The sequence below is a fragment of the Rhizobacter sp. LjRoot28 genome, assembly GCF_964253025.1.
Lineage (GTDB): Bacteria > Pseudomonadota > Gammaproteobacteria > Burkholderiales > Burkholderiaceae_C > Rhizobacter.
This window is the reverse complement of sequence record NZ_CAXUQC020000001.1, coordinates 4314943-4338475: the sequence shown is the minus strand read 5'-3', so window position 1 is coordinate 4338475 and position 23533 is coordinate 4314943. Positions and strand designations below refer to the sequence as shown.

At 70.4% G+C, this 23533-nt stretch carries 21 protein-coding genes; 5 read left to right on the top strand and 16 right to left on the bottom strand.

Annotated features, from left to right (window positions below):
- Positions 1-146: 146 nt before the first annotated feature.
- Entirely contained in the window at positions 147-458 is a 312-nt protein-coding gene (locus ACSQ2F_RS19935; RefSeq protein WP_436025988.1) for a hypothetical protein, read from the bottom strand.
- Between the two features lie 199 nt (positions 459-657).
- The gene (locus ACSQ2F_RS19930) at positions 658-2103 is read right to left on the bottom strand and encodes an IS1182 family transposase (protein ID WP_436019861.1); all 1446 of its coding nucleotides are present in this window, start codon (positions 2101-2103) and stop codon (positions 658-660) included.
- Between the two features lie 304 nt (positions 2104-2407).
- Here ACSQ2F_RS19930 and ACSQ2F_RS19925 point away from each other — a divergent pair, with 304 nt between their 5' ends.
- Together ACSQ2F_RS19925 and ACSQ2F_RS19920 are read left to right on the top strand one after the other, a co-directional pair.
- The gene (locus tag ACSQ2F_RS19925; protein WP_436025987.1) at positions 2408-2968 is read left to right on the top strand and encodes a CinA family protein; all 561 of its coding nucleotides are present in this window, start codon (positions 2408-2410) and stop codon (positions 2966-2968) included.
- A gap of 197 nt (positions 2969-3165) precedes the next feature.
- Positions 3166-3840 carry a PEP-CTERM sorting domain-containing protein gene (locus ACSQ2F_RS19920; protein ID WP_436025986.1) on the top strand — a complete coding sequence of 225 codons (675 nt, stop codon included), beginning with the start codon at positions 3166-3168 and terminating at the stop codon, positions 3838-3840.
- Positions 3841-4027: 187 nt separating this feature from the next.
- Here the strand turns inward: ACSQ2F_RS19920 and ACSQ2F_RS19915 are convergent, their stop codons facing one another.
- Positions 4028-8344: a DEAD/DEAH box helicase gene (locus ACSQ2F_RS19915; RefSeq protein WP_436025985.1), complete on the bottom strand. Its 4317-nt coding sequence runs from the start codon at positions 8342-8344 to the stop codon at positions 4028-4030.
- A 181-nt stretch (positions 8345-8525) separates the two neighbouring features.
- Here ACSQ2F_RS19915 and ACSQ2F_RS19910 point away from each other — a divergent pair, with 181 nt between their 5' ends.
- Both ACSQ2F_RS19910 and ACSQ2F_RS19905 read left to right on the top strand, forming a co-directional pair.
- A complete protein-coding gene (locus ACSQ2F_RS19910; RefSeq protein ID WP_436025984.1) occupies positions 8526-9200 on the top strand; it encodes a response regulator in 675 nt (224 codons plus the stop codon).
- A complete protein-coding gene (locus ACSQ2F_RS19905; protein ID WP_436025983.1) occupies positions 9197-10573 on the top strand; it encodes a histidine kinase dimerization/phospho-acceptor domain-containing protein in 1377 nt (458 codons plus the stop codon). The genes ACSQ2F_RS19910 and ACSQ2F_RS19905 overlap by 4 nt, the downstream gene beginning before the upstream one ends.
- Before the next feature lie 76 nt (positions 10574-10649).
- Here ACSQ2F_RS19905 and ACSQ2F_RS19900 read toward each other — a convergent pair whose 3' ends face one another.
- The 10 genes from ACSQ2F_RS19900 to ACSQ2F_RS19855 form a co-directional block, all read right to left on the bottom strand.
- A complete protein-coding gene (locus tag ACSQ2F_RS19900) occupies positions 10650-11345 on the bottom strand; it encodes a hypothetical protein (RefSeq protein WP_436025982.1) in 696 nt (231 codons plus the stop codon).
- 21 nt (positions 11346-11366) lie between these two features.
- Entirely contained in the window at positions 11367-12176 is an 810-nt protein-coding gene (locus ACSQ2F_RS19895) for an SDR family oxidoreductase (protein WP_436025981.1), read from the bottom strand.
- The gene (locus ACSQ2F_RS19890) at positions 12173-12880 is read right to left on the bottom strand and encodes a TenA family transcriptional regulator (protein ID WP_436025980.1); all 708 of its coding nucleotides are present in this window, start codon (positions 12878-12880) and stop codon (positions 12173-12175) included. The genes ACSQ2F_RS19895 and ACSQ2F_RS19890 overlap by 4 nt, the downstream gene beginning before the upstream one ends.
- Positions 12877-14337: an AMP-binding protein gene (locus ACSQ2F_RS19885; protein ID WP_436025979.1), complete on the bottom strand. Its 1461-nt coding sequence runs from the start codon at positions 14335-14337 to the stop codon at positions 12877-12879. Before ACSQ2F_RS19885 ends, ACSQ2F_RS19890 begins: the two co-directional genes overlap by 4 nt.
- Positions 14334-14969 carry a thermostable hemolysin gene (locus ACSQ2F_RS19880; RefSeq protein ID WP_436025978.1) on the bottom strand — a complete coding sequence of 212 codons (636 nt, stop codon included), beginning with the start codon at positions 14967-14969 and terminating at the stop codon, positions 14334-14336. Before ACSQ2F_RS19880 ends, ACSQ2F_RS19885 begins: the two co-directional genes overlap by 4 nt.
- Positions 14970-15061: 92 nt before the next feature.
- Positions 15062-15922: an SDR family NAD(P)-dependent oxidoreductase gene (locus ACSQ2F_RS19875; protein ID WP_436025977.1), complete on the bottom strand. Its 861-nt coding sequence runs from the start codon at positions 15920-15922 to the stop codon at positions 15062-15064.
- 29 nt (positions 15923-15951) lie between these two features.
- Entirely contained in the window at positions 15952-17856 is a 1905-nt protein-coding gene (locus ACSQ2F_RS19870; protein WP_436025976.1) for an MFS transporter, read from the bottom strand.
- Positions 17857-17905: 49 nt separating this feature from the next.
- A complete protein-coding gene (locus ACSQ2F_RS19865) occupies positions 17906-18688 on the bottom strand; it encodes a DUF2145 domain-containing protein (RefSeq protein WP_436025975.1) in 783 nt (260 codons plus the stop codon).
- Positions 18685-19110: a hypothetical protein gene (locus ACSQ2F_RS19860; protein ID WP_436025974.1), complete on the bottom strand. Its 426-nt coding sequence runs from the start codon at positions 19108-19110 to the stop codon at positions 18685-18687. The genes ACSQ2F_RS19865 and ACSQ2F_RS19860 overlap by 4 nt, the downstream gene beginning before the upstream one ends.
- A gap of 20 nt (positions 19111-19130) precedes the next feature.
- Positions 19131-19595, bottom strand: a complete 465-nt coding sequence (locus ACSQ2F_RS19855) for a YiaA/YiaB family inner membrane protein (protein WP_436025973.1) — start codon at positions 19593-19595, stop codon at positions 19131-19133.
- Positions 19596-19710: 115 nt separating this feature from the next.
- Here ACSQ2F_RS19855 and ACSQ2F_RS19850 point away from each other — a divergent pair, with 115 nt between their 5' ends.
- Complete coding sequence (locus tag ACSQ2F_RS19850; RefSeq protein ID WP_436025972.1) at positions 19711-20451, top strand: helix-turn-helix domain-containing protein; 741 nt, start codon at positions 19711-19713, stop codon at positions 20449-20451.
- 18 nt (positions 20452-20469) lie between these two features.
- On the opposite strand, the gene ACSQ2F_RS19845 is transcribed toward ACSQ2F_RS19850, so the two are convergent.
- Genes ACSQ2F_RS19845 through ACSQ2F_RS19835 form a run of 3 tightly spaced genes read right to left on the bottom strand, consistent with a single transcriptional unit; the run spans position 20470 to position 23522 of the window.
- Positions 20470-21666, bottom strand: coding sequence for a CaiB/BaiF CoA transferase family protein (locus tag ACSQ2F_RS19845; RefSeq protein ID WP_436025971.1), 1197 nt, complete (start codon positions 21664-21666; stop codon positions 20470-20472).
- A gap of 26 nt (positions 21667-21692) precedes the next feature.
- Positions 21693-22535: a 23S rRNA (adenine(2030)-N(6))-methyltransferase RlmJ gene (locus ACSQ2F_RS19840; protein ID WP_436025970.1), complete on the bottom strand. Its 843-nt coding sequence runs from the start codon at positions 22533-22535 to the stop codon at positions 21693-21695.
- A gap of 9 nt (positions 22536-22544) precedes the next feature.
- Positions 22545-23522, bottom strand: coding sequence for a LysR family transcriptional regulator (locus ACSQ2F_RS19835; protein ID WP_436025969.1), 978 nt, complete (start codon positions 23520-23522; stop codon positions 22545-22547).
- Positions 23523-23533 lie beyond the last annotated feature (11 nt).

Here is a 23533-nt window from a genome sequence, read left to right as displayed (position 1 = left end):
ACGAGCGCAATGTGACGCGGCGGAGTTCGTTGTTCGACATTGGCGTATATGGTGGGGAGTTGAAGCGACGGCTATCAAAGGTAACTGCCGCTCGAAACGAGGGGCAGCATCAGGCTGAAAGTAGGCGACGGGCCGGGCCTGCCCGTTCAGGTTGAACGGCTATTCTCAAGGCGCCGCAGCATGATTTCACCCATCATCGACCGGCCCCTCGCGAGAGAGGACCTTAGCGCAGCCTCATAGTCGAACGGCAACGCTTCGATCCCATGAACGATGCCCCAGAGAACCCCGGCGCCGTCGTCTTCCGGAAACCTCTCGAACAAGTCGAACAGCAGCGGTAGTTGCTCCTCCCGAACGCCGGCCTCCCACAGCTTGGACAGGAGGGCATCAAGGGGTCGCCAGTCCTCGTCCACTGGGGAGAAAGAACGCAGTTCTTGAAGGATGGGGTCGAGCGGTCTCATGACGTCGATTCTGCCCTCTTGCGATGTCCGCTTCCGCTGGAGGCCGTGTGAAAACTCCGCGGATCCCCTCGGCAATGGCTTGCGGACTGTCGGAGCGCCGTTTCGATGGCCGGTGATGTCGCTCCCGCGGATTGAAGGTCTCGTGTGAACGCTGAGGACCAGTGAGCTCTGGTGGAGGCGCAGAGAGCCTCTAAAAACCTCATGCAGAGGCTTCGCGCAGCCCCTGCATCAGCTTCGAGATTCCGAGGATGCTGAGCACTCGCTTGAAGTTGTAGGCCAGCACGTGCAGGTTCATCTCGGTGCCGACGTTGCGCAGCGTGCGCGTCAGGAAGTGCGTGGAGCCCATCCAGTGCTTGAGCGTGCCGAAGACGTGCTCGACCGTCTGCCTTCGCACCCGCATCGCCATTGGGTTCCGGTCAATTCGGCGCTGCGCCGCTTCAACCACGTGTTCGTGTTCCCATCGACTGATTCGTCGGTATGGGCTGGGCGTGCACTGCGCCTTGATCGGGCAGCCCGCGCAGGCGCTGCTCCAGTAGCGGCGGATGTTCAGGCCATCTTCGTCCCGCGTGAAGCGATACGTTGCACGCTGTCCAGCGGGGCACACGTATTCGTCGTCACTGGCGATGTAGATGAAGTCCCCCTTGTGGAATCGCCCCTCGGCCTTCGCATTGGACGTCATCGGCTTGGGCACCGTGGCGGCGATTCCGTCGTCGTCGCACGCCTTGATCTGCACGCTGTTGAAGTAGCCGCGATCACCAAGGGCCTCGACGGCTTCGAGCCCCATCGCCTGCTTGGCCGCTTTGGCCATCGGATGCAGTTGCGTTCGATCGTTGCCAACGTTGGTCACCTCGTGCGCGACGATCAGGTGATGCTCGGCATCGACCGCGGCCTGCACGTTGTAGCCGACAACGCCAGTCACTTTGCTGTGGGTGCTCATCGCGCGAGCATCGGGATCCGTCTTTGAGATTTGCGCGTCCGGCTGGGCCTTCACTTGCACCTCCATGGCGTCGAGCTCACGCATCTGCTGGCGCAGGTACTTGATCTTGTCGTTCAGGCGCTTCGTCTTGGCCACCAGCTCCGGCTCCTGGACGCGATCGGCGGTGTCCAACGCACTGAGGTAACGCTCGATGTGCTGTTCAAGCTGCTCCCGCCGCCTTTGGATCTTCGTGACCGTGAAGTTCTGGTCCCGCGAGTTGACCGCCTTGAACTTGCTGCCGTCGACAGCGACAACCGCCTGCGTAAACAGCTTGAGCTGCCGGCAGAGTTCGATGAATCGGCGGCAGGTGTTGCGGATGCCGGGACCGTTGTCGCGTCGGAAGTCCGCGATGGTCTTGAAGTCCGGCGCCAGGCGGCCGGTCAGCCACATCAGTTCGATGTTCCGCTGGGCCTCGCGTTCCAACCGGCGACTGCTCTGAATGCGGTTGATGTAGCCGTAGAGGTAGATCTTCAGCAGAACCGACGGGTGATAGCCGGGTCGCCCCGTCGCGGCAGCCCGCGTTCCGTCGAAGCCGAGTGCGGCCAAGTCCAGTTCATCGATGAAGGCCTCGATCACCCGGACCGGATTGTCCTCGGCCACAAAGTCATCGAGGCATTCAGGCAGCAACGTGACTTGATGTCGATCCAGACCTTCCACGAATCGCGGCATGTCGCCTCCCAGGCTTGACCTGGGTCTCGACTCTAGTACCCTGCCGCTTGGGCCGTGAGCGGGTTTTCACACAGCCTCGCTGCATAGCCGCCCTTCAGATCAGCAAATGCGAACCGGCCTGGTCGTAAGTTCAAGAACCCCGAACGGCACGCCCAGACAGCCGTTCGCAGTTGCTGCGCAAACCGGTGCCTGCGCAATCATCTGGGCTCAAGAACTGTGGACGGCGACGGGAGGCGGTCGTCGACTCAGGCAAGATCGGCGCATCACGCCGCGCACACCCATCACGCCAATGCAGCCCTTGCCGATGCCCGAGACCGCCGCCACGGGTTTTTCCGCGCTGTTCGCCCTGGGCGTGCGCGTCGGCGATGCGCTTGCCGCTCGTGGCGAGACGGTGGCAGTGGCCGAATCCTCGGCCGGCGGCCTGGTGTCGGCAGCACTGCTTGCACGCCCGGGCGCCTCGGCCTACTACCTCGGTGGCGCCGTCGTCTACACCCGGCGCGCCGTGCGCCGCCTCACGGCGTTGACGCCGGCGGATTCCGTTGGCATCCGCTCCTCCAGCCTGCCCTGGGCGCGCCTGCTGGCACGCCACCAACGGCAGCGCTTCCGCGCCACCTGGGCCATCGCCGAGACGGGGGCGGCCGGCCCGGACGGCAATCCCTATGGCGACCCACCCGGCCACACCTGCCTCGCCGTGGCCGGGCCGGTCGAAGCGGACCGCCTGCTGCAAACCGGCGAATGCGGCCGCGCGGCCAACATGCTTGCCTTTGCCTGCGCTGCGCTTGCCCTGCTCGAAGAGGCGTTGACGGCCGCGCCGCCCGCGAATCCAGCGGAGGCCTCCGAAGGCCTTGCCGATCCACGGCGCTGACTTCCGCTCGCGGCCGGTGATGTCTGCGAGACCGAACCCGCTCGCGGAGTGAGCCGATTCCATCGCCCGCCCCCCGGCCGCTTCGAAGCCACAAAGGGACAAATCGGAACCACGGCTTCCGTTCGACACGAGCCGCCATTGAAAAGCCCCCGCGGACGGCCTACTGTCGTGATTCCCCTTGCCCTCGGAGAACGCGCATGAACTCCTTCCGCACCACCGCCATCGCGGCCCTCGCTCTCGTCCTGCCGATGCTGCCCACTGCGGCCGCTGCGGAGGAGTGGGCGGAGCTCAGCTGGAACGCCTCCCGGTACGGGCCGGGATCGATCATCTACCGCCGGGACCTGCTGGGCGCCACGCCGAACGAAGACGGCGGCGTCACCCTGGCGAACAGCATTGCCTCGTTTGAAATCACCGCCTGGTACCAGCTTTCCGACCGCTACCAGTTCAACGGCACGGGCGGCTCGGTCACGACGCGGATGGGCCCCTGTGAATTGACGCCGTCGCCTGAGTGCTCCGCGGCCCATGTCACGTTCGAGCTCGGGCACCTGTCCAACGGGGACACGCGGCCGTGGCAGGTGGAGATCTCGCTGCCTTGGCACGTGGACCTGCAGCCGGACGGTCGCCTGCCGCTCGAGACGATCCTGCCGGAGTTCCCTGAAGGCGGATGGAGCGAGGCGATGGGCCGCGTGGTCAACCCGCAGGACGGCACCAGCTACCTGACCCTGGACATCCGCAACACCGTCTTCCACCGTGCAGTCGCCGCCCCGGTGCCCGAGCCGGAGACGGCCCTGTTGGCGGCACTGGGAGTCGTCGCAGTGGCGGTTCGAACGGCACGGCGGCGCGCTGCCGCGTCTCCGGCACACACCGCCTGAGAGCGCGCTGCGGTGCGCGCGCGGCGACCGCGGGCCGGGCTGCATGACTCATCCGCGACCGATCCCGGCAGGCCTTGGCACGGCCCGCCGCGACATCGACCCATCCCCGTTCCCGCTCGCCTTGGCCGGGACGTGGCTGGCCATCGCGTTCATCCTGCGGGCTGGTCGCGCCTGACGCTGCCGCGGTTCACCCGGTGAGCTGCGCCGCCCCATAGCGAAGTCCGGGGTCGAGGCGGAGCACGCGGGCTGCAGCTTCTCGCTCGGGCGGTGGAAGCGGCACCAGGTCCGTCATGGCGCCCCCGAGGCTCGTGGCGATCGGCACGCCGTCGCGGTACACCACCCGGGCCCCCGCGACGCGTGGCAACCGCGGCCCGGGCACCAGGGTGCCGAGGAGGTTGGCGGGGTCGCTGGCAGCGAGGCACACGAGCGCGCCATCGGCGGGACGCCGGCGCACGTCGCGCATCAGGGCCACGGCCTCGGGCAGCGCGAACTGCTCGCCGGTCAGGCCCGCGATGAAGCGCCCGCCGCGCAGCTCGCCCCGTGCCTCCAGGCGGCGGCAGGTGCGCACCAGCTCCCGCCATGGCGGGAGCCAGGGCGCCTCACGCTCCAGCAGGCGCCACGCAATGATCCCGTGGCGGCGCAGCACGGTGCGCACCACCTGCTCCACGGCATCGGCATCCGGCGCGGCCGCCTCGGCGGTTGGGCGGCGGATGGGCGACCACCGCCCGGCGTCGGCCACGCTGCCGAGGCCGGGTCCCCGGCGATGGCGCGAGCGGGCCGGCGCTCGGCGCGAGGCCGGCACCATCAGCGCCCTGAGGCCGGCAAAGCTGTCGCTGTGGGCGCGTCCCCGCACCACCAGTTCGGCCAGCGCCTCCTCCACCTCGGTCGGCAGGAGGCGGGTGGCATGCTGGATGTCGTCGAAGAACGAGGCGCCCTGCGATTCGAGGTGTTCGGCCACCCGCTGTGCGCGGTGGCCCAGGGGCTGCTCATCCGGCGCCGCAGGCGCCAACCCGGACCACAGCACGGCATGGCGCCGCGGCAGCAGCACGACCGGTGTCGCGCGCAGCGAACCGCTCACACCGCCCGTGCCGGCTGCCACGTGGGGGCGCAGGCGCGTCCACAGTGTGCGGCCCGCGGTGCACAGCTCGTCGAGCCAGGTGCCGGCGTAGTCCTTGATGCGCGCAGGCAGGATCTCGCTTTCCCACGCCGCGGCGGGTGCCTCGAAGGCTTCCAGCTGCGACAGCACCGCGGCCAGGGCCTCGGGCCCTTCCAGCCGGCTCGACGGGGCGACGTGCTGCCACTCGAAGAGGAAGCGCATGAAGTCGCGCGGCTCGACCGGTTCGATCTCCTGGCGAAGGCGCTTCAGGGTATAGCGGTGAATGCGGGCCAGCAGGTGGCGCTCGCACCACTCGAGCGACGGTGCATGCGGCGTGAAGCGCCCCTGCAGGACCACACCTTCGGTCTGCAGCGCCAGCAGGGCGCGGTCGACCTCCTCCGGCACCAGTCGAAGCGGCGTCGCCAGGCCGGCGACAGACACGGGACCCAGAGCCCCGAGACGCGAGCGCAGCAGGTCGAGCAAGGCCGTCTCGCGGCTCTCGGGCGCCAGTGCATGGTCGGCCGGAGGCTGGATGGACGGCACCCCGACGCTGCCCGGGTAGACGGCCTGCACGGGCACCAGCCGCTCGGCGGCCACCCAGAAGCCGGCGTCGAGACGGGTGGCTCGCCCGTCGCGGGCCAGGCTGTCGAGCCATCCGGACCAGTTCGGTGTCGATGCCTCCGCATCGGTCACGACGCCGAGCGTGACCAGGGTCTCGTGCATCTCCTCGATGCTGCGCGGTGCGGGCCAGGCCTCGGCCCGCACGGCGGCGATGGCGTCGGCGTCCAGCTGGCCGAGGTCGTCGGCGTGATCCGGGTCGGCATAGCGACGGTTCAGCACGGCCTGCGTGCGCCGCTCCTCGATCGGCGCGTCGTCCAGGAAGGCGTAGGGTCGTGCGCCGAGTGCTTCGGCCGCGAGCGGCGAAGGGGCCGGCAGGTCGCGGCCCAGCACGCGAACCGCTCCGGACTCGATCCGGCGCAGCAGCGCCAGCCATCCATCGGCGTCCATGGCCTCGTGCAGGCAGTCGTCCAGCGTCTGGGCGACCAGCGGATGGTCCGGGATCTCGCGGGCGCCCGCGATGTTCTCCAGGCAGGCCACCTGATCGGGAAACACCGCGGCCAGCAGGTCTTCCGAGCGCATGCGCTGCAACTGCGGTGGCACCTTGCGGCCGCCGCGCATGCGCGGCAGCGCGAGCGCCGTGGTGGCATTCCAGCGCCAACGAACGCCGAACAGCGGCGCGTCGAGGAGCGCCTGCACCAGCACGTCGAGCGCGGTGTTGGAGTGCAGGTAGTGCGCCACATCGTCCAGCGGGAAGCTGTGGCTCGTCGACAGCGAGAGCACGATCGCATCCTCGGTGGCGGCCGCCTGCAGCTCGAAGTTGAACTGCCGGCAGAAGCGCTTGCGCAGGGCCAGGCCCCAGGCGCGATTCAGCCGGCTGCCGAAGGGTGCATGGATGACGAGCTGCATGCCGCCGGACTCATCGAAGAAGCGCTCGACGACGATGCAGGTCTGCGTGGGCAGGGTGCCAAGTGCCGCGGCACTGCGCGCCAGGTAGTCCACCAGCTGCTGCGCCGCCGCCACGTCGAGCCGGTAGTGGGCTTGTGCCCATGACGTCGTGGCAGCCGCGTCATGGTGTTCGAGCCGGCCCGCAACCTCGCCGCGCAGGCGCGACACGGCTGCCGACAGCTCCGCGGTGCGGCCCGGCGCCTCGCCCAGCCAGAAGGGAATGCTCGGCGGCGCGCCGTGGGCGTCCTCCACTCGCACCGTTCCCGGTTCGATCCGGAGGATGCGGTAGCTCGTGTTGCCGAGCTGGAAGATGTCGCCGGCGATGCTCTCCACCGCGAAGTCCTCATTGACCGTGCCGACCTTGTCGGCCTGCGGCTCCAGGGTCACGGTGTAGTCCCCGGTGTCCGGAATGGTGCCGCCCGAGGTCAGCGCCGTGAGGCGCGCGCCACGGCGCTCGCGCAAGCGGCCATGCACGGCGTCCCGGTGCAGATAGGCCCCGCGCTGACCTTGTCGCGTGCTGAAACCCTGCGACAGCATGCGCACCACCGCGGCGAACTGCTCGCGCGACAGGCCGGCATAGGGCCAGGCGCCGCGCACCAGGTCGAACAGGGCGTCCTCGTCCCACTCCCGGCAGCCGACCTCGGCCACGATGTGCTGGGCCAGCACGTCCAGCGGCGCACCCGGCAGGCGCAGGGCATCGAGCTCGCCGCGTTGCACGCTGTCGAGGAGCGCGACGCACTCCACCAGTTCGTCGCGCGATTGCGGAAAGAGCCGCGCCTTCGGTGTGCCGCCCACGGCGTGGCCGGAGCGGCCGGCGCGTTGGAGGAAGGTGGCGATGGAGCGCGGCGAGCCGATCTGGCAGACCAGGTCCACATCGCCGATGTCCAGGCCGAGTTCGAGCGAGGCCGTGGCCACCAGCACGCGCAAGGCACCGCCCTTGAGCCGCTGCTCAGCCAGCAGGCGAGCCTCCTTCGACAGGCTGCCGTGGTGGGCCGCCACCGCCTCGCGGCCGAGCCGCTCCGCCAGGTGGCGAGCCGCGCGCTCGGCCATGCGGCGGGTGTTGACGAACACCAGCGTCGTGCGGTGCATCAGCACCAGTTCGGCCACCCGCCCGTACACCTGCTCCCACTGGTCGTTCGACATGACCGCGGCGAGCGGCGTGGGTGGCAGCTCCAGCGCCAGGTCCCGGGCGCGCGTGTAGCCGATGTCGACGATGGCGCAGTCCGCCACGCCGTCGTGCACCTGGGCCGTGCCCACCAGGAAGCGCGCCACTTCCTCGATCGGCTTCTGCGTGGCCGACAGGCCGATGCGCAGCGGAGGCCGGCTGCACAGCGCCTGCAGGCGTTCCAGGGTGAGCGCCAGGTGGCTGCCCCGCTTGCTCGCCGCCACCGCATGGATCTCGTCCACGATGACGGTGCGCACGGTCGACAGCATGCGCCGGCCCGAGGCCGAACTGGTCAGCACGTAGAGGGATTCGGGGGTCGTCACCAGCACGTGGGGCGGCTTCTTCAGCGCCTGCTGGCGCTCGCGTGCCGGGGTGTCGCCGGTGCGCACGGCAGTGCGGATCTCTACGTCGGGCAGCCCCATCCCTTGCAGCTCGGCCCGGATGCCGGCCAGCGGCGCCTCGAGGTTGAGCCGGATGTCGTTCGACAGGGCCTTGAGGGGCGAGACGTAGACGACCACCGTTTCGTCGGCAAGTCCGCCGGCCACGCCTTCGCACACCAGCGCGTCGAGGGCGGCGAGGAAGGCGGTGAGCGTCTTGCCGGACCCGGTCGGCGCGGCCACCAGCACATGTCGACCGGCGCGAATGGCCGGCCAGGCCGCCGCCTGGGCAGCGGTCGGCTCCGGAAAGGCTCGGCTGAACCAGGCCTGGACGGCGGGGTGGAAGGAATGCAGCGGCAAGGGGGCTCCTGCGCGTGGGTCGTCGGATGTGATGGTGCGCGTTGCTGCGCCGCACCAGCTTGGCATGGACGGGTGCAGCACGGCAAGCGGTGCTCGTTGCGGCTGCTCTGGCGCAATGGCGGGGGCGTGCCGCGCCGGATAATCGGGCTTGCACGCCGCCTTGCAAGGCGTGGAGGCAGTCATGCGCATTCTCGTGGTCGAAGACGACCCCTTGCTCGGCGAGGCCTTGTCGGCGGGACTGCGCCAGCGCGGTCACGCGGTCGACTGGTTTCGCGACGGCCCCCAGGCCGATGCCGCCCTGGTCGCCGCCCCTTACGACGCCGCCGTGCTCGACCTGGGCTTGCCCGGGCGTGACGGCATGACCTGGCTGCGCCACTGGCGCGCCCGGGCCTTGAGCCTCCCGGTGCTGATCCTCACCGCGCGCGACGCGGTCGACCAGCGCATTGCCGGCCTCGATGCCGGAGCGGACGACTACCTGGTCAAGCCCATCACCCTTGACGAGATCGCAGCCCGGTTGCGGGCCATGGTCCGTCGCTCGGCCGGGCGCGCTGAGTCGGTCTGGCGCCATGGCGCGCTCGAATATGACCCGGCGGCCAAGCGGGTCGCCTGGCGCGGGCAACCGGTGGAGCTCACCGCGCGGGAGCTCGCGCTGCTGGAGGCGCTGCTCAAGCATCCCGAGCGGGTGCTGTCCAAGGCCCACCTGCAGGAACGGCTGTACGACTGGCACGGGGCCGAGCCCGAGAGCAACACGCTCGAAGTGCATGTGCACCACCTGCGGCGCAAGATCCATCCCGGGATCGTGCGCACCGTGCGGGGCGTGGGCTACGCGCTCGGCTCCGGTGAGGCCGCGGCATGAGCCTGCAACGCCGCCTGCTGCTGTACCTCCTCGTCTCGGCGCCGCTCGTCTGGGCGGCCGCGCTGTTCGTCTCCATCGACCGGGCGCGCGACGAGGTGAACGAACTCTTCGACTCCGAGATGATTCGCCTGGCGCGCCAGGTGCAGGCCACGCTGCCCGAGGCGCCGTCACCGGAGGCGCGGCCGCGACCGGCACCCCTCCCCGCGGGGCCCGCGGCCTCGGACCCCGCGCTCGGCGACGCCGACGTGCAGGACCTCGCCATTGCCGTGTGGGACCGGCACGGCGCGCTGCTCATGTCCGACCGCGAAGGCCAGCAGCTGCCGCGGCGGTTGCAGACCTCCGGCTTTGCCGATGAGTTGCTGGACGGTGAATCCTGGCGCATCTACTACCTTCAATCGCCCGAGGGTGACTGGCTGGTGGCGGCCGGCCAGAAAGCCTACGAGCGTGAGGAGCTCGTCTTCAGCCTGACGTCGAGCCAGGTGCTCCCCTGGCTGCTGGTGCTGCCGGTGCTGCTGGCCGCGATGGCCTGGGCCGTGCGGCGGGCCCTCGCGCCGGTGCGGCAACTCACCGTCGAGCTCGGCGCCCGCGACGCCGGCGACCTGCGCCCTGTGCCACCTGAACGCGCGCCAGAGGAACTCAAGCCGCTGCTGGGCGCGATGAACGGCCTCTTCCAGCGCATCGACGACACCCTCGCGCGCGAGCGCCGCTTCACCGCCGATGCGGCGCACGAACTGCGCACGCCGCTTGCGGCCCTGCGGGCTCAGTGGGATGTGTTGCAGCACGCGGACACCGGGGCCGAGCGCCGGCAGGCGGCCTCGCGCGTGGACGTCGGCCTCGATCGCATGGACCGGCTGGTCACGCAGATGCTCGCCCTGTCGCGGGTGGAGACGGCCGCGGCGCTGCCCCGGCCCGTGCCCGTGGACTGGCACGCCATCGTGGAGCAGGTGGTGAACGATTGCCTGGCACTCGCCCGCCGGCGGGACATCGAGCTTGCCTGCGAATGGCCGCCCTCCCCCGCCGACGCCTTTCCGTTGCTCGGCGACCCCGACCTGCTCACGGTGCTGCTGCGCAACCTGCTCGACAACGCCGTGCGCTATGCCCCGGTGGGCAGCGTCGTGAGCCTGCGCTTCGGTCGCGACCACCTCACCGTCGACAACGAGGGTGAGCCGCTGTCCGCGGCGCAGCTGGCCCACCTCGGCGAGCGCTTCCACCGGCCAGACGGCCAAGCCGAGATCGGCAGCGGTCTCGGGGTGTCCATCGCCCAGCGCATCGCCACCTTGCATGGCCTGGTGCTGAACCATGGGGCATGCGCGGACGGACGCGGCGTGCGGGCCACGCTCGGTTTCGCTGCGCCGGACAAGTCAGCTGGCTGACCGGCGTTGCGGTGCTTCGGCTGATCGTGGTGCCCTGACGCCGGGACGTCCGACCGCCCGAGGCAGGGACGAACGGTCAACGTCCCCGCGCTTTTTCCAGCAAGGCGCGAGCCTCCTCACGCCGCCCGCTGTCGGCGACCGCCCGCCCGGGACGCGCCGGCGCACGCAGTGCGCGCTCCAGGTACGGAATGGCCTCCTCCGCATGGCGCGACTCCACGAGGAACTCGCCGTAGAAGAAGTTCGGATCGATGCCGTCGGGATTGAGGGCCAGGGCCTTCTGCAGCAGCGTCTTGGCGCGCTCCTTGTCGCCGAAGCCGATGGGCCAGCCCGGCACCTTGTAGTACAGGACGCCGAGGCTGTTGTAGGCGGAGCCGTCGAGGGCGCGGCCGTCAAGGTCGATGGCCTGCTCGTACAGGGTGCGCGCCTGCTTGGCCAGGCCCAGCGCCCCGAGCCCGCCCCTCTCTGCGGCCAGCGAGCTCACGATGATGCCCTCCCAGACCAGCGGTTCGCTGCGCCCGGGAAAGCCCTGGCTCACCTTGTGAGCCCGCTCGGCAAGCGCCTCATAGCGCTTTTCGCGTTCGGCCGCGGGGGCCTGGTAGCGGGCCACTTCCCAACCGCGCTGCAGTTCGGTGACGGCGTCGTCGACCGGCGCGGCCACGGCGGTCCAGGTCACGGCCGAGGCCAGGCAGGCGACGAGGGCGGTGCGCAGCACGCTGCTCTTGAGCGGGATCGGGCGCGACGTTGGAATCGAGCAGGGTGAACGAGAGGACATGGTGGGTCTCCGGCGGTACGGTCAGGTGAGCGAAGGCGTGGCGGGGGGAAGGTGACGGCCTTGCGCCGACAGGCTGCGGTCCAGCCAGGTGGGCGTGAGACCGTTGAGGCGGACGGCCAGCTTCTCGGGGTAGCCGACGAAGCGCTCCGCCGCCTCGTCCTCGATGAAGCGGACCAGGGCCGCGGCCACGGTCTCGGGGGTGTCCATGGCGGAGCCGGTGGCGTCGGTGAAGGCTTGCGCGCGCGCGTCGTTGAAGCCGGTGCGGGTGCTGCGTGGGCCGAAGTACTGCACCCGCACCGGGCCGCCGGCGAGTTCGCGGCGCAGTGCCTCGGCGAAACCGCGCAGGCCGAACTTGCTGGCACTGTACGCCGCGTAGCCCGGCAGGCCGATGCGGCCGAGCGCGGAGCCCACGCACACCACCTGGGCATGGGGCAGACGCGACAGGTGCGGCAGCAGCGCCTGCGTGAGCAGCATGGGCGCGAGCAGGTTGGTGTCGAGCAGTCGGCGCAGGTCGGCCGGGGCCAGGTCGTCAAAGCGACCGAAGGCCGGCAGGCCCGCGTTGTGAATGACGACGTTGCAGCCCCAGTCCCTGGCCTGACGTGCCAGGGTGCCGGGCCCGTCCGCCGTGGCGAGGTCGGCGGCTCGCCAGTCCACCCGCTCGGGCGTCAGGCCGAAGCGGCGCTCCAGCGCGCGCGCCTGGGTGGCCAGCCGCGCGGGCGAGCGGCCGGTGAGCAGCACGGCCGCACCGGCCTGCAGCAAGGCCGTGGCCGCGGCTTGTCCGATGCCGCCCGCCGCACCCGTGAGCAGTACCCGGCATTCAGCGAGCTTCATGCCGGCACCCCCTGTCGTGCGGCAGCGTGCGAGTGGGGCAGCGGCAGGCCTCGGAACACATCGCCATAGAGACGGAAGAAGGCACGCGCCGCGTGGATGATCGCGTCCTGATCCACGGGGTCGTCGATGGCGTCCATCAGCAGCGCGAAGTGTGCGGTGTGCTCCTGGTCGAGCGTGCCGTGCGAGCGCAGGTAGCTGAAGGCCGCGTCGGGCAGGCCCAGGGGCGACTGGATGCTGTCGGCAGCGAGCAGCGCCAGCGAGACGCTCGTGCCTTCCAGCACGTGCACCATGCCGAAGAAGCCGAGCGGGTTGCCACGTGCGATGGTGTCGTAGGCATAGGCCACCATCACCTCGGTGGCGTGTGCGGGCCGGCCCCGGCGCACCGCCTCGGCATCCGCGCCGCAGGCACGCAGGTCGTCGAGGATCCATTCGTCATGGCCCTGCTCCTCCGCCACGTACTCGTCCATGGCCTCGTCCAGCCAGCGGTGCCGGTCCGGCAGCGCCGCCTTGCAGGCTCTCAGCAGCGGCACCGTGTGCCGGACATGGTGGAACGCCTCGGTGAGGAAGGCGATGTAGCTCTCAAGGGACACCTCGCCCTGCAGGCAGCCCTGGATGATGGGCGTGTGCAGCAGGTCGGCGCGCGAGGCCTCGGTGGCGGCCAGCAGGCGGGCGTGAAAGCCGGTGGACGGGGCGTGAACGGTCATTGCAACTCCGGGAACATGGGTTCGGAATGGGCCGCCAGCGCGGCGGCGTGGCGCTGCTGGATGGCGGCCCGCAGCGGGCGGCCGTTGGGTGTGGCGAGCCCGGCTTCCGGCGTGAAATCGCCCTGGGCTCGCACCCAGTGGCGCACCTGGGCGTAGTCCGGCAAGCTGGCATTCGCGGCCCGCACCGCAGCGTCCAGTGCATGTGCCGCCACGTCTTGCGCGGCGGGCCACAGCACCGCGCTCAACGCCGGTTGCCCATCGCCGAAGACGACGGCCTGGCCGATCGCGGGCTCGCTGCGCATGGCGGTCTCCACCCACTCGGGCGACACGTTGCGACCGAAGGCCGTGACGAGCACCTGCTTGCGCCTTCCGTGGATGTGCACGAACCCGTCGTCGTCGATGCGGCCGAGGTCCCCGGTCGGCCACCAGGCCGGGACTGCGGTCGGGTCCCCCAGGTAGCCGGCGAACAGGCTGCCCGCGACTTCGATGTCGCCCTCCGGCCCCACCCGCAGCTGGGCATGCGGCAGCGGGCGACCGGCGCTGCCGGGCCGATCGTCGCCGGGCAGGTTCAGCGTCTGCACCGAGGCGCCCTCGGACAGCCCGTACCCCTCGAAGGCCGGGATGCCCAGTGCCCGTGCGGCCCTCAGCACAGGCAGGCCGACCGCGGCACCGCCGACCGCCACGAACTTGAGGCTGGCCGGCGCCGCCTGTCGCCAGGTGGTGAGATGGCTGACCCACGCGCGCAGCATCTGCGGCAAGAGAATGAGACTGTCGGGCTGGTGCTGGCGCACGGCGGCGTCGAACACCGCCGCATTGAAGCCCGAGGAGCCACTCAGGCCGACGCTCGAGAGCGGCAACACGGTGCAGGCGGCGCCGCGGGCGAGCGGTGCGTCCAGGCCGGCGATGTTCTCGAGCAGCACGGCCAACGGCAGCGCGCACAGGTGATGCCGGATGCCCAGGGGCTCCAGGGCCTCGATCAAGCCGGCGGCAACCGCTTGCATGGCATCGGCGCGCAGGCAGACGCCCTTCGGCGCGCCGGTGGTGCCCGACGTGAAGGTCACCTTGCCGGTTCCGACCGGCATGTGGACGGGCGCCGCCGGCAGGCGAATGCAGGCGACGGTGTCGTCCGCGAGCGGCCAGGGCGTGGAGGTCGCGGGCGCGAAGCGAGGGGCCGCCTGCGTCGGCGCGAGCAGCGTGTCCACGCCGGCGGCGTGCAGCGCGTGCGCCACCTGCGGGGGCGTGAAGAACAGCGGCAGCGGGACGTGCACGAGGCCCGCCCGGGCAGCGGCCCGGTCCGCGACGACCCAGGCCGGCCCGTTGTCCAGCAAGGTGGCCAGGACCCGGGTGCCCGCCTCGACCAGTCGGAAGGCGGTTCGGGATACCTCCGCCTCGAGTTCGGCCGCTGTCCAGCGCCGTCCGGCGCCGATCAGCGCGATGGGGTCGCCGGTTGCGCTCATGCCTGACCTCCGGTCGTCCACTGGCGGAGCACCCGCGGCAGGTGGCCGGCCACCACCACGGGTTGGTGGGTGTAGTAGGTGCCCCACTGCCCGGCCTCGGGACCGAGGGCCGCCGGGTCTGCCGCGGCCAGCACGACGGGCGTCACGCCGATGCGCACGAACAGTTGGCGCAGCTCGGCGGTCAGCGTGCTGGCGACCCACTGCACGCCGAGGGACGCGAGATGCGGCGCCAGCAGGAAGATGAGCCGGCGCCCCTCACCGGCCCGTTCGGCGGCGAGGTGGCCGACCTCCACCACACCGGCCCGGGGGACGGGGAGCGGCGTGCGGGCGGCTAGCAGCACCTGCACCGGCGCCGACAGATAGCGTTCCAGGAAGAGAGGCGCCGTGCCGGCCGGCGTGTAGCCTGCCGCGGCGATGATGGACGCGCCGTGGCGCAGTGCCACCAGCGTCTCGGCGAAGTGCTGCACCTGCGCGCCATGGCGCGATGCATACACCCCGGCGATGAAGGTCTCCACCTCTGCCCGCGACGGGTCGTCCCGACCATGGACGGTGAGGCGCTGCGGCGTGAGGCCGCCTGGAACCGCAGGCCCCGCCGCGGCCGCGCGTGCCGAGGGTTGGGGTGACAAGGCCATGAACATTCGCTCTCCCATGAGCCGGCGTGGTTCGCCGGCCTTCGATGAGCGATGTTCCGTGCCGCGGATTAATGGCGGCTTAAGTCAAGGGTCTAGCCGGAGGCCTGGCGCGCCCGGTCACGGCGCATGCCTCGCACCAGCAGGCCCTGGTAGGCCGATCCGAACAGGCGCACCAGCTTGTCGAGCCACCAGGCGTCCGGGCCGACCAGCACGCGGCGTTCGTTGCGTTCGACGCCGCGCAGGATGCGGCGTGCGGCGGCTTCGGCCGAGGTGGTGTTGAGCAGCTTGTCGAAGCGCTTGCGCGAGACCTCCACGGGCTCGCCGGTCCAGGCCTCGGTGGCCGGGTCGACGCGGGCGCTGCGCGCGATCTGCGTGCGCACGCCGCCCGGGTGCACACAGGTGGCGCTCACGCCCTCGTTGGCCAGGTCGAGCTCCATGCGCAGGGCCTCGGTGTAGCCGCGCACCGCGAACTTGCTGGCGTTGTAGGGGCCGTTCATGGGGACCGACAGCAGGCCGAACAGGCTGGAGGTGTTGACGATGTGTCCGTCACGGGCCGCCCGCAGGTGGGGCAGGAATGCTTCCGTGCCCCAGACCACGCCCCAGAAGTTGATGCCCATGATCCACTCGAAGTCGGCGCGCTGCACCGCGCTGAGCGGGGCACCCAGGCTGACACCCGCGTTGTTGAACACGAAGTTCACACGGCCGTGCTCGGCGGCCACCGCGTCGGCCCACGCCACCATCGCGTCACGGTCTGCCGTGTCGACGCGGGCCTGCGTCACGCGAAGGCCGTCCCGCGCGGCCAGGCGGGCCGTCTCGGCGAGGCCGGGCACATCGACGTCCGACAGCGCCAGATGGCAGCCGCGGGAGGCGAGCGCCACGGCGAGCGCCCGTCCCATGCCGGAGGCGGCGCCGGTGATGGCCGCCACGCGGCCCGCGAAACGGTCGGTGCTCATGCGGCGGCCCTTCCAGTTGAGTCAAGTGGTCATTGCGGGTACGGCGGGCTGGCGAGCAGGCCGCGCACCGTGCTGCGCAGGCCGTCGGGCGTGACCTGCGTCGGCGGCACCGGCTCGCCGACCACCAGACCGACCCGACTCCAGAAGCCGCGTCGGAACGGCCTGACCATCGCTGCGCCCTTCTCCACCCGCGAGAAGAACGACCCCCACAGGTTCTGCAAGGCCATGGGGATCACCGGCACCGGGTTGCGCTCGAGCAGCTTCATCACGCCTGCCTTGAACTCGCCCAGTTCACCGTTCTTGGTGATGGCGCCCTCGGGGAAGATGCAGACCAGGTCGCCGTCGTCGAGCGCCGCGGCGGCGCGGGCGAAGGCCTGCTCGTACACCGCCGGGTTTTCGCGCTGCGGTGCGATGGGGATGGCCTTCAGCAAGCGGAACATCGTGCCCAGCACCGGTGTGTTGAAGATGCGATGGTCCATGATGAAGACGATGGGCCGGGGGCTTGCGCCCATCAGCAGCACCGCGTCGACGAAGCTCACGTGGTTGCACACCAGGATGGCGGCGCCCTCCGTCGGCAGCGCCTCGTCGCCCCGCACCTTGAAGCGGTAGATGACGCGCGTGGCCACGAACGCGACGAAGCGCAGCAGGTATTCGGGCAGCAGCAGGAAGATGTGGGTCGCCACGATCGCGTTGGCAATGCCCACGATGAGGAACACCTGCGGGATGCTGGCACCCAGCTTGAGCAGCAGGCCCACGGCCACCGAACTCACGATCATGAACAGCGCGTTCAGGATGTTGTTGGCCGCGATGATGCGGGCGCGGTGTGTCGGCGCGGAGCGCAGCTGGATGAGCGCGTACATCGGCACGCTGTAGAGGCCGGCGAAGAGGGCCAGCAGCGCCAGGTCGGCCATCACGCGCCAGTGGGCGGGCTGGGACACGAAGGCCGACAAGCCGAGCGGTGCCGAAGCCGGCAGGCCGCGGGAGGCGAAATAGAGGTCGATGGCGAACACGCTCATGCCGATGGCGCCGAGGGGCACGAGGCCGATCTCCACATGCCGGCGCGACAGCACCTCGCACAGCAGCGAACCGATGCCGATGCCGACCGAGAACACCACCAGCAGCAGCGAGGCCACCTGCTCGTCGCCGTGCAGCACGTCCTTGGCGAAGGACGGGAATTGCGACAGGAACACTGCGCCGAAGAACCACATCCACGAGATGCCGAGCAGCGAGCGGAACACGACCCGGTTGCCGTGTGCCAGCCTGAGGTTGCGCCAGGTCTCGGTGAACGGGTTCCAGTTGATGCGCAGGGCGGGATCGGTGGCCGGCGATACCGGCACGGCATGCGCCAGCACACGGCCGGCGATGGCCAGCGCCAGGCAGGTGAAGGCGACCCACTGCGCGCCCACCTCGGGAACGGCGATCAGCAGGCCGCCGGCCACGTTGCCGAGCAGGATGGACACGAAGGTGCCCATCTCGACCATGCCGTTGCCACCGGTGAGCTCGCGCTCGTTCAGGTGCTGCGGCAGGTAGGCGAACTTGACGGGCCCGAACAGCGTGGAGTGCACGCCCATGAGGAACACGCAGCCAAGCAGCACCGGCACGTCGTGCCGAGCGAAGCCCCACGCGGCCACGCCCATCACCACGATCTCGAAGGACTTCACGAAGCGGATGAGGCGTGCCTTGTCGTACTTGTCGGCCAACTGGCCGCTCGTGGCCGAGAAGAGCAGGAAGGGCAGGATGAAGAGCGCGCCGATCGCCAGCCCTGCCATGGCCGGGGGCAGCCAGCCGATCTGCAGCTGGTAGGTCACCATGACTGTGAGCGCGAACTTGAACAGGTTGTCGTTGCCGGCGCCGAGGAACTGTGTCCAGAAGAAGGGGCCGAAGCGGCGCTGTGTCAGCAGCGAGAACTGGTTGGAGTGCGGCGCGGAGCTCAAGCGGGGATCCTCGGCGGTTGGGCAGATGCGGCTGGGTTGTAGCACCGAATCAGCGGATGGTGATGGGGCGAGACCCGTGGCCGCTGCGCGCAAGCCACACGAACACTGAATCGGCCGTGACGGTTTCGATGCGGCCGGCGAATCGCTGTGCGTCCGGATGATCGTCGAAGGCGACGTTCGCGCTCGTCAACCGGGCGCCCAGCCGCTGCGTGGCCGACAGGCGCAGCACCGCCGGCCGGTAGCCCTGGAGCTGCAGCCACGCCTGGGCACGCCGGCGGTCTGATGCAGCCGGCTCGTAGGCCATTGCCAAGGTCTCGATTGCCCACTGGTTGGATTGCTGATAGGTCTGCGCCCAGGGATGGGCCACCATGCTGTAGCGGCGCTCGTTCAGCCGCGCAAGGCGCGTGTTGTCGCGCAGCACGGGCAGCAGCCGGGCCTGCAGCTCGGGCGACAGCACCACGATGCCGGCTTCGTAGTCGTGCAGGTCGTCGAGGAAGAACTCGCCGAGGCCCTGCCGGTACACGGCGGACACCGCCGTACCGCAGGCGTTGAGCTTGTGCACCACGCGCCAGCGCGTGCCCTCCCGATACGCAAGGCCCAGGTGCGAGTAGCGCTGGCCGTAGGCGCTCAGGTCCTGGCCCACGCGGGCGATGCCGACCACCTGGTCGGGCCCGGCCGACAGGTGCTCGGCGACGCGCTGGGCCAGCGAGAGGGCTCGCTGCACGGCCACCGCCGTCGGAGGGCGGGCTTCGCAGGTGCGGCCAGCCCGCGCCGGCGCAGCGCCCAGACCCAGCAGGCCCACCAGCAGCGTCGCCGTGAGGAGGCGCGTCATCGCGTCACCTGCTCGTTGTGCAGCAGCGCCCGGCCGATCTCGTTCGGGATGTAGGCGATCGCCTGACCCGCCGCCGAGATGACCCAGCCGGCGCTGAAGGCGGTGGTCACCACGACCGTGCCCACCGCCACGGACACGCCGCCCACCGCCTGGCCGCTGAGCCGGACGCTGGCGCGCGCGCCGTCGGAGGCCCGCTCCAGCACCCAGACGGCACCGTCGGCCGAGGCTTCCACGGCCACCACGGTGAAGAGGGCTCCGGCGGAGAGGAACATCGCGGGCGCCGCCACCGACACGGCCACCGGCAGGGCGGACAGCGCACTCGCTTCAGAGGCGCGGTCGTGGGCTCGAGCCGGCACGGTCACGAGGGGCAGCGCCAGGAGGGCCGCCAGCAGCAGCGGCGTCAAGGATCGAACGGTTTTCATGTCGGGGCTCCTGGGTGCGGTCATTCACCGCGGCGGGCATGGGCCCGGGCGTCGGCCAGATGGGCTTCGTGGGCGTCGCGCAGCGTCTTGGCCAGCGTGAACACCGTCGAGATGAGGAACAGCCAGCTCACCCCGAGGAAGGCCTTGTAGGTCGGGTTGATCTGCATGCGGTACAGACCCCAGGCGGTCAACGCCATCGCGAGGCCGAAGCCGCCCCACACCACCAGGCTCCACATCGGTGTGTCGCTGCGCTCGCGCTCGTTGTCGCGGATGAACTTCGACAGGGCGAAGGCGGTGGAAAGGCAGAAGACGTAGCCCATCACCATGAACGCGCGGTGCAGGTCCTCGCCTGGAAGGTAGGCGAGGCCGGTGCCGCACAGCGTGACGGCGAGGCCGAAGGAGACCCAGACCTGCAGTTTCCAGGCGCGGGTGTCGTGGCGGACGGTGGAAGTGTTCATCGAGTGGACCGGGGACGGGTTGGACATGGACGCATCCTCTGCCCTCGGGCCTTCGGTATCAATCCACCGCAGGTGGGACGCGTTTCAATGGCTGTCTGGTATCGTTTGGCGATACTTCGGATCCACTTGCCCCAGGCCTGCCATGAGCACCACCCTCGACCTCGTCACCGCCCTCAAGTCGGAGCTCAAGGCCGAGGGCGTGACCTATGCCGACCTGGCCGGGCACCTCGGCATGTCGGAGTCCAGCATCAAGCGCATCTTTGCCAAGGGCGACATGCCGCTCTCGCGCATCGACGACGTGTTGCGGGTGTTGAAGATGGATTTCGCCGACCTCGCGCGCCGGGTGGCCGATGCGCAGCCGCTTCGCCGCGAACTCACGCTGGAGCAGGAGCGAGCGGTGGTGGCCGACCGGCGCCTGCTGCTGCTGGCCATCTGCTGCCTGAGCCAGTGGACGGTGGAGCAGATCACGAGCACGTATACCCTCGAGGCGCCGCAGTGCCTCGTCTACCTCAAGGTGCTCGACCGCCTGGGGGTCATCGAGCTGCGACCGCTCAACCGCTATCGCCTCAAGGTGGCGAAGACCTTCCGCTGGCGACCGCACGGGCCGGTGATGCGCTACTTCCGCGAGCAGGTGGCCGACGACTACTTCAGCGGCGGCTTCGACGGGGCGGGCGAGATGATGATGCTGGTGCACGGGCAGGTGGGGCGCCGCTCCGCGGAGACGCTGGTCGAGCGGCTGCAGCGGGTGGGCCAGGACTTCGCGCAGCAGCACCTCGCGGACCAGCGCCTGCCGGCGGAGCAGCGCGAGGCCTACACGCTGGTGATCGGCATGCGCTCGTGGCTGTTCGCCGCCTTCAAGGACCTGAAGCGGGCCACAAGCTGAGTGCCAGGGCCCGGCCGGTCAGAGGATGCCGCGCTCGCGCAGCGCCTGCAGCTGGGCGTCGCTCACGCCCACCTCCCGCAGCACGGCCTCGGTGTCCTCGCCGAGGGTGGGCGCACGCCGCGTGATGGCGCCCGGCGTGGCGCTCAGCTTGGGAACGATGCCGGGCACGTCCAGCGTGAGGCCGTCGGCGGTGGTGATCGATTCGATCATGCCGCGGGCGCGGTAGTGCGGGTCTTCGGCGATGTCCCGTGCGGTGTAGATGCGCCCGGCCGGGACCTGGGCCGACTTCAGCGCATCCAGCACGTCGCTGACGGTGCGACGGGCCGTCCAGGCGCCGATCGCGTCGTCGATCTCGGCCACCCGTGCCACGCGGGCCGCGTTGCCGACGAGCGCGGGATCGCGCGCGAGGTCGCCGCGGCCGATGGCGTCCATGAGCCGGGTGAAGATGCTGTCGCCGTTGCCTGCCACCAGCACCCAGCCGTCGGCGCACGCATAGGCGTTGCTGGGTGCGATGCCCGGCAGCGCGGAGCCGGCCGCTTCGCGCACCACGCCGAAGGCGCTGTACTCGGGCAGCAGGCTCTCCATGCAGTTGAACACCGCCTCGTAGAGGGCCACGTCCACCACCTGGCCCTGCCCGGTGGCGTGGCGGTGGTGCAGCGCCATCAGCACGCCGATCACTCCGTGCAGGGATGCCAGGGTGTCGCCAATGCTCACGCCGACGCGAACGGGCACGCGGCCCGGTTCGCCGCTCAGGTGGCGCAGCCCGCCCATGGCCTCGGCCACCACGCCGAAGCCGGGCAGGTCACGGTTCGGCCCGGTCTGCCCGTAGCCGCTGATGCGCAGCATCACGAGGCCCGGGTTGCTGCGCGCGAGCGTGGCGTGGTCGAAGCCCCAGGCCTCCATCACGCCCGGCTTGAAGTTCTCGATCAGCACATCGCATTCGTCGATCAGCCGGCGCACCAGTTCGCGTGCCTCCGGCTGCCGCAGGTCGAGTGCCACGCTGCGCTTGTTGCGTGACTGCACCTGCCACCACACGCTGGTGCCCTCGTGCAGCAGCCGCCATTGCCGCAGCGGGTCGCCGCTGCCGGGCGGCTCGATCTTGATGACGTCGGCGCCGAAGTCGGCCAGCGTCTTGGCGGCGAAGGGGCCGGCGATGAGCTGGCCCATCTCCAGCACCTTGATGCCGCGCAGCGGCCCGGAGGGTGGCGTGTCCATGCGCGCTGGCTCCATGCGCGGGCGGGTCAGGCCGCCTTCTGTTCGATGAGGTAGGAGGCGTCGTCGTACTGGCCGAGCACGTCCACCAGCCAGGGCATGAGCTCGACGAGCTCGTCGTGCAAGGTGTAGGGCGGGTTGAGGATGAACATGCCGCTGCCGGCCAGGCCGAAGCCCTGGGCATCGGGCACCTGAACCGTGAGCCGCACGTGCAGCCAGCCCTTGGGGGCCAGCGTTTCCAGCCGGCGCGGCAGCTGCGCCGCCTCCAGCTTGCTGACCTGCGGGTACCAGACCATGTAGACGCCTTCCACGAAGCGCTCCAGCGCCTCGCGCAACGAGACGATCACGCGGCCGTAGTCGCCATGGCCTTCGTACGACGGGTCCATCAGGGTGACGGCACGGCGGCTTGACGGCGGCACCTGGCCCTTGAGGCCGTCGAAGCCGTCGCTGTCGCGCACTTCCACGCCTTTCGTCTCGGCAAGGAAGGAGGTGAGGATGCGGTGGTCGGTCGGGTGGCGCTCGAAGAGGCGCATCTGGTCGCCCGGGCGCAGCAGCATCTGGGCGAAGGCCGGCGAGCCGGGGTACTGCTCCATGCGGCCATCGGGGTTGAATCGCTTGACGAGCTGTACGTAGTCGGCGGCCAGCTCAGGCAGGTCGTCGCGATCCCACAGGCGGGCGATGCCCTGCAGGTACTCGCCCTTCTTCTGCGCGTACTGCCCTTCGAGCGAGTAGCCGCCGGCGCCCGCATGGGTGTCGATGTAGCGGTACGGCTTGTCCTTCTGGTTCATGTAGCGCAGCACGCGCGTCAGCACGATGTGCTTGAGGACGTCGGCGTGGTTGCCCGCGTGGAAGGCATGGCGGTAGGCGAGCATGGGCGGATCTCAATCGAAAGGAGCGGACGCCGTATTGTCGTTGCTTGCGTCCGCGGGCGGGATACCCGCGGGGTCGTCCAACCGGGAGAACTGCATCACGAGGGCATCCAGCAGCCGGCGTACCCGCAGCGGGAGGTGGCGCTGCGCCGGCAGGATGGCCTGCAGGGGAAAGCTGTCGCCCTGCCAGCCGGGCATCACCTCCACCAGGCGTCCGGCCGCCAGGTCGGCCCGCACGTCGATGCCGGCCTTGAACGCCAGGCCCAGGCCGGCTACCGCCCATTGGCGGACGAGGCCGCCGTCGTCGGCCACGCGGTTGCCTTCGACCTTCACCTTGAGCGACTCCGTGCCGCGGTGGAATGACCAGCGCAGCTCCGGGCGCCCGGCCACGTTGAGGGCAAGGCAGTTGTGGCGAGCGAGTTCGCTCGGGTGCGCCGGATGCCCGTGGAGCGCGAGGTAGGCCGGGGCACCGACCAGCGTGCGGCGGGTGTGGGCCAGCGGCCGGACCACGAGGGAGGAGTCGCGCAGGATGCCGTAGCGCACGGCCACGTCGACGCGGTCGCGCAGCAGGTCGTGGACCGAGTCGGACAGGTGGAGCACCACGCGCAGCCGGGGGTGCCGGGCCTGGAAGGTGTCGAGGAGCGGGCTCAGCACGGTGCGGCCCAGGTCCAGCGGCGCGGCCAGGTGGATCTCGCCGGACAGCTCCTCGCGCTGGGCGCTCAGCAGCGAGCGGGCGTCGTCGAGCACGCCGAGCGCGCGCACGGCATGCTCGCGGAGCAGCTCGCCCTCCGGCGTGAGGCGCATGGAACGGGTGGAGCGCTCGACCAGTCGCACGGCGAGCGCCGCCTCGAGCCGCTTGAGCGAGGCGCTCGCTGCGGCCGGGGTGAGTTCCAGCTGGCGCGCAGCGGCGCTCAGCGAGCCGGCCTCGGCCAGTCGCACGAAGAGTTGCAGCTGCGACAGCTGCAGGTCGGCGGGCCAGTTGGTCTTCAATTGACGTTTGA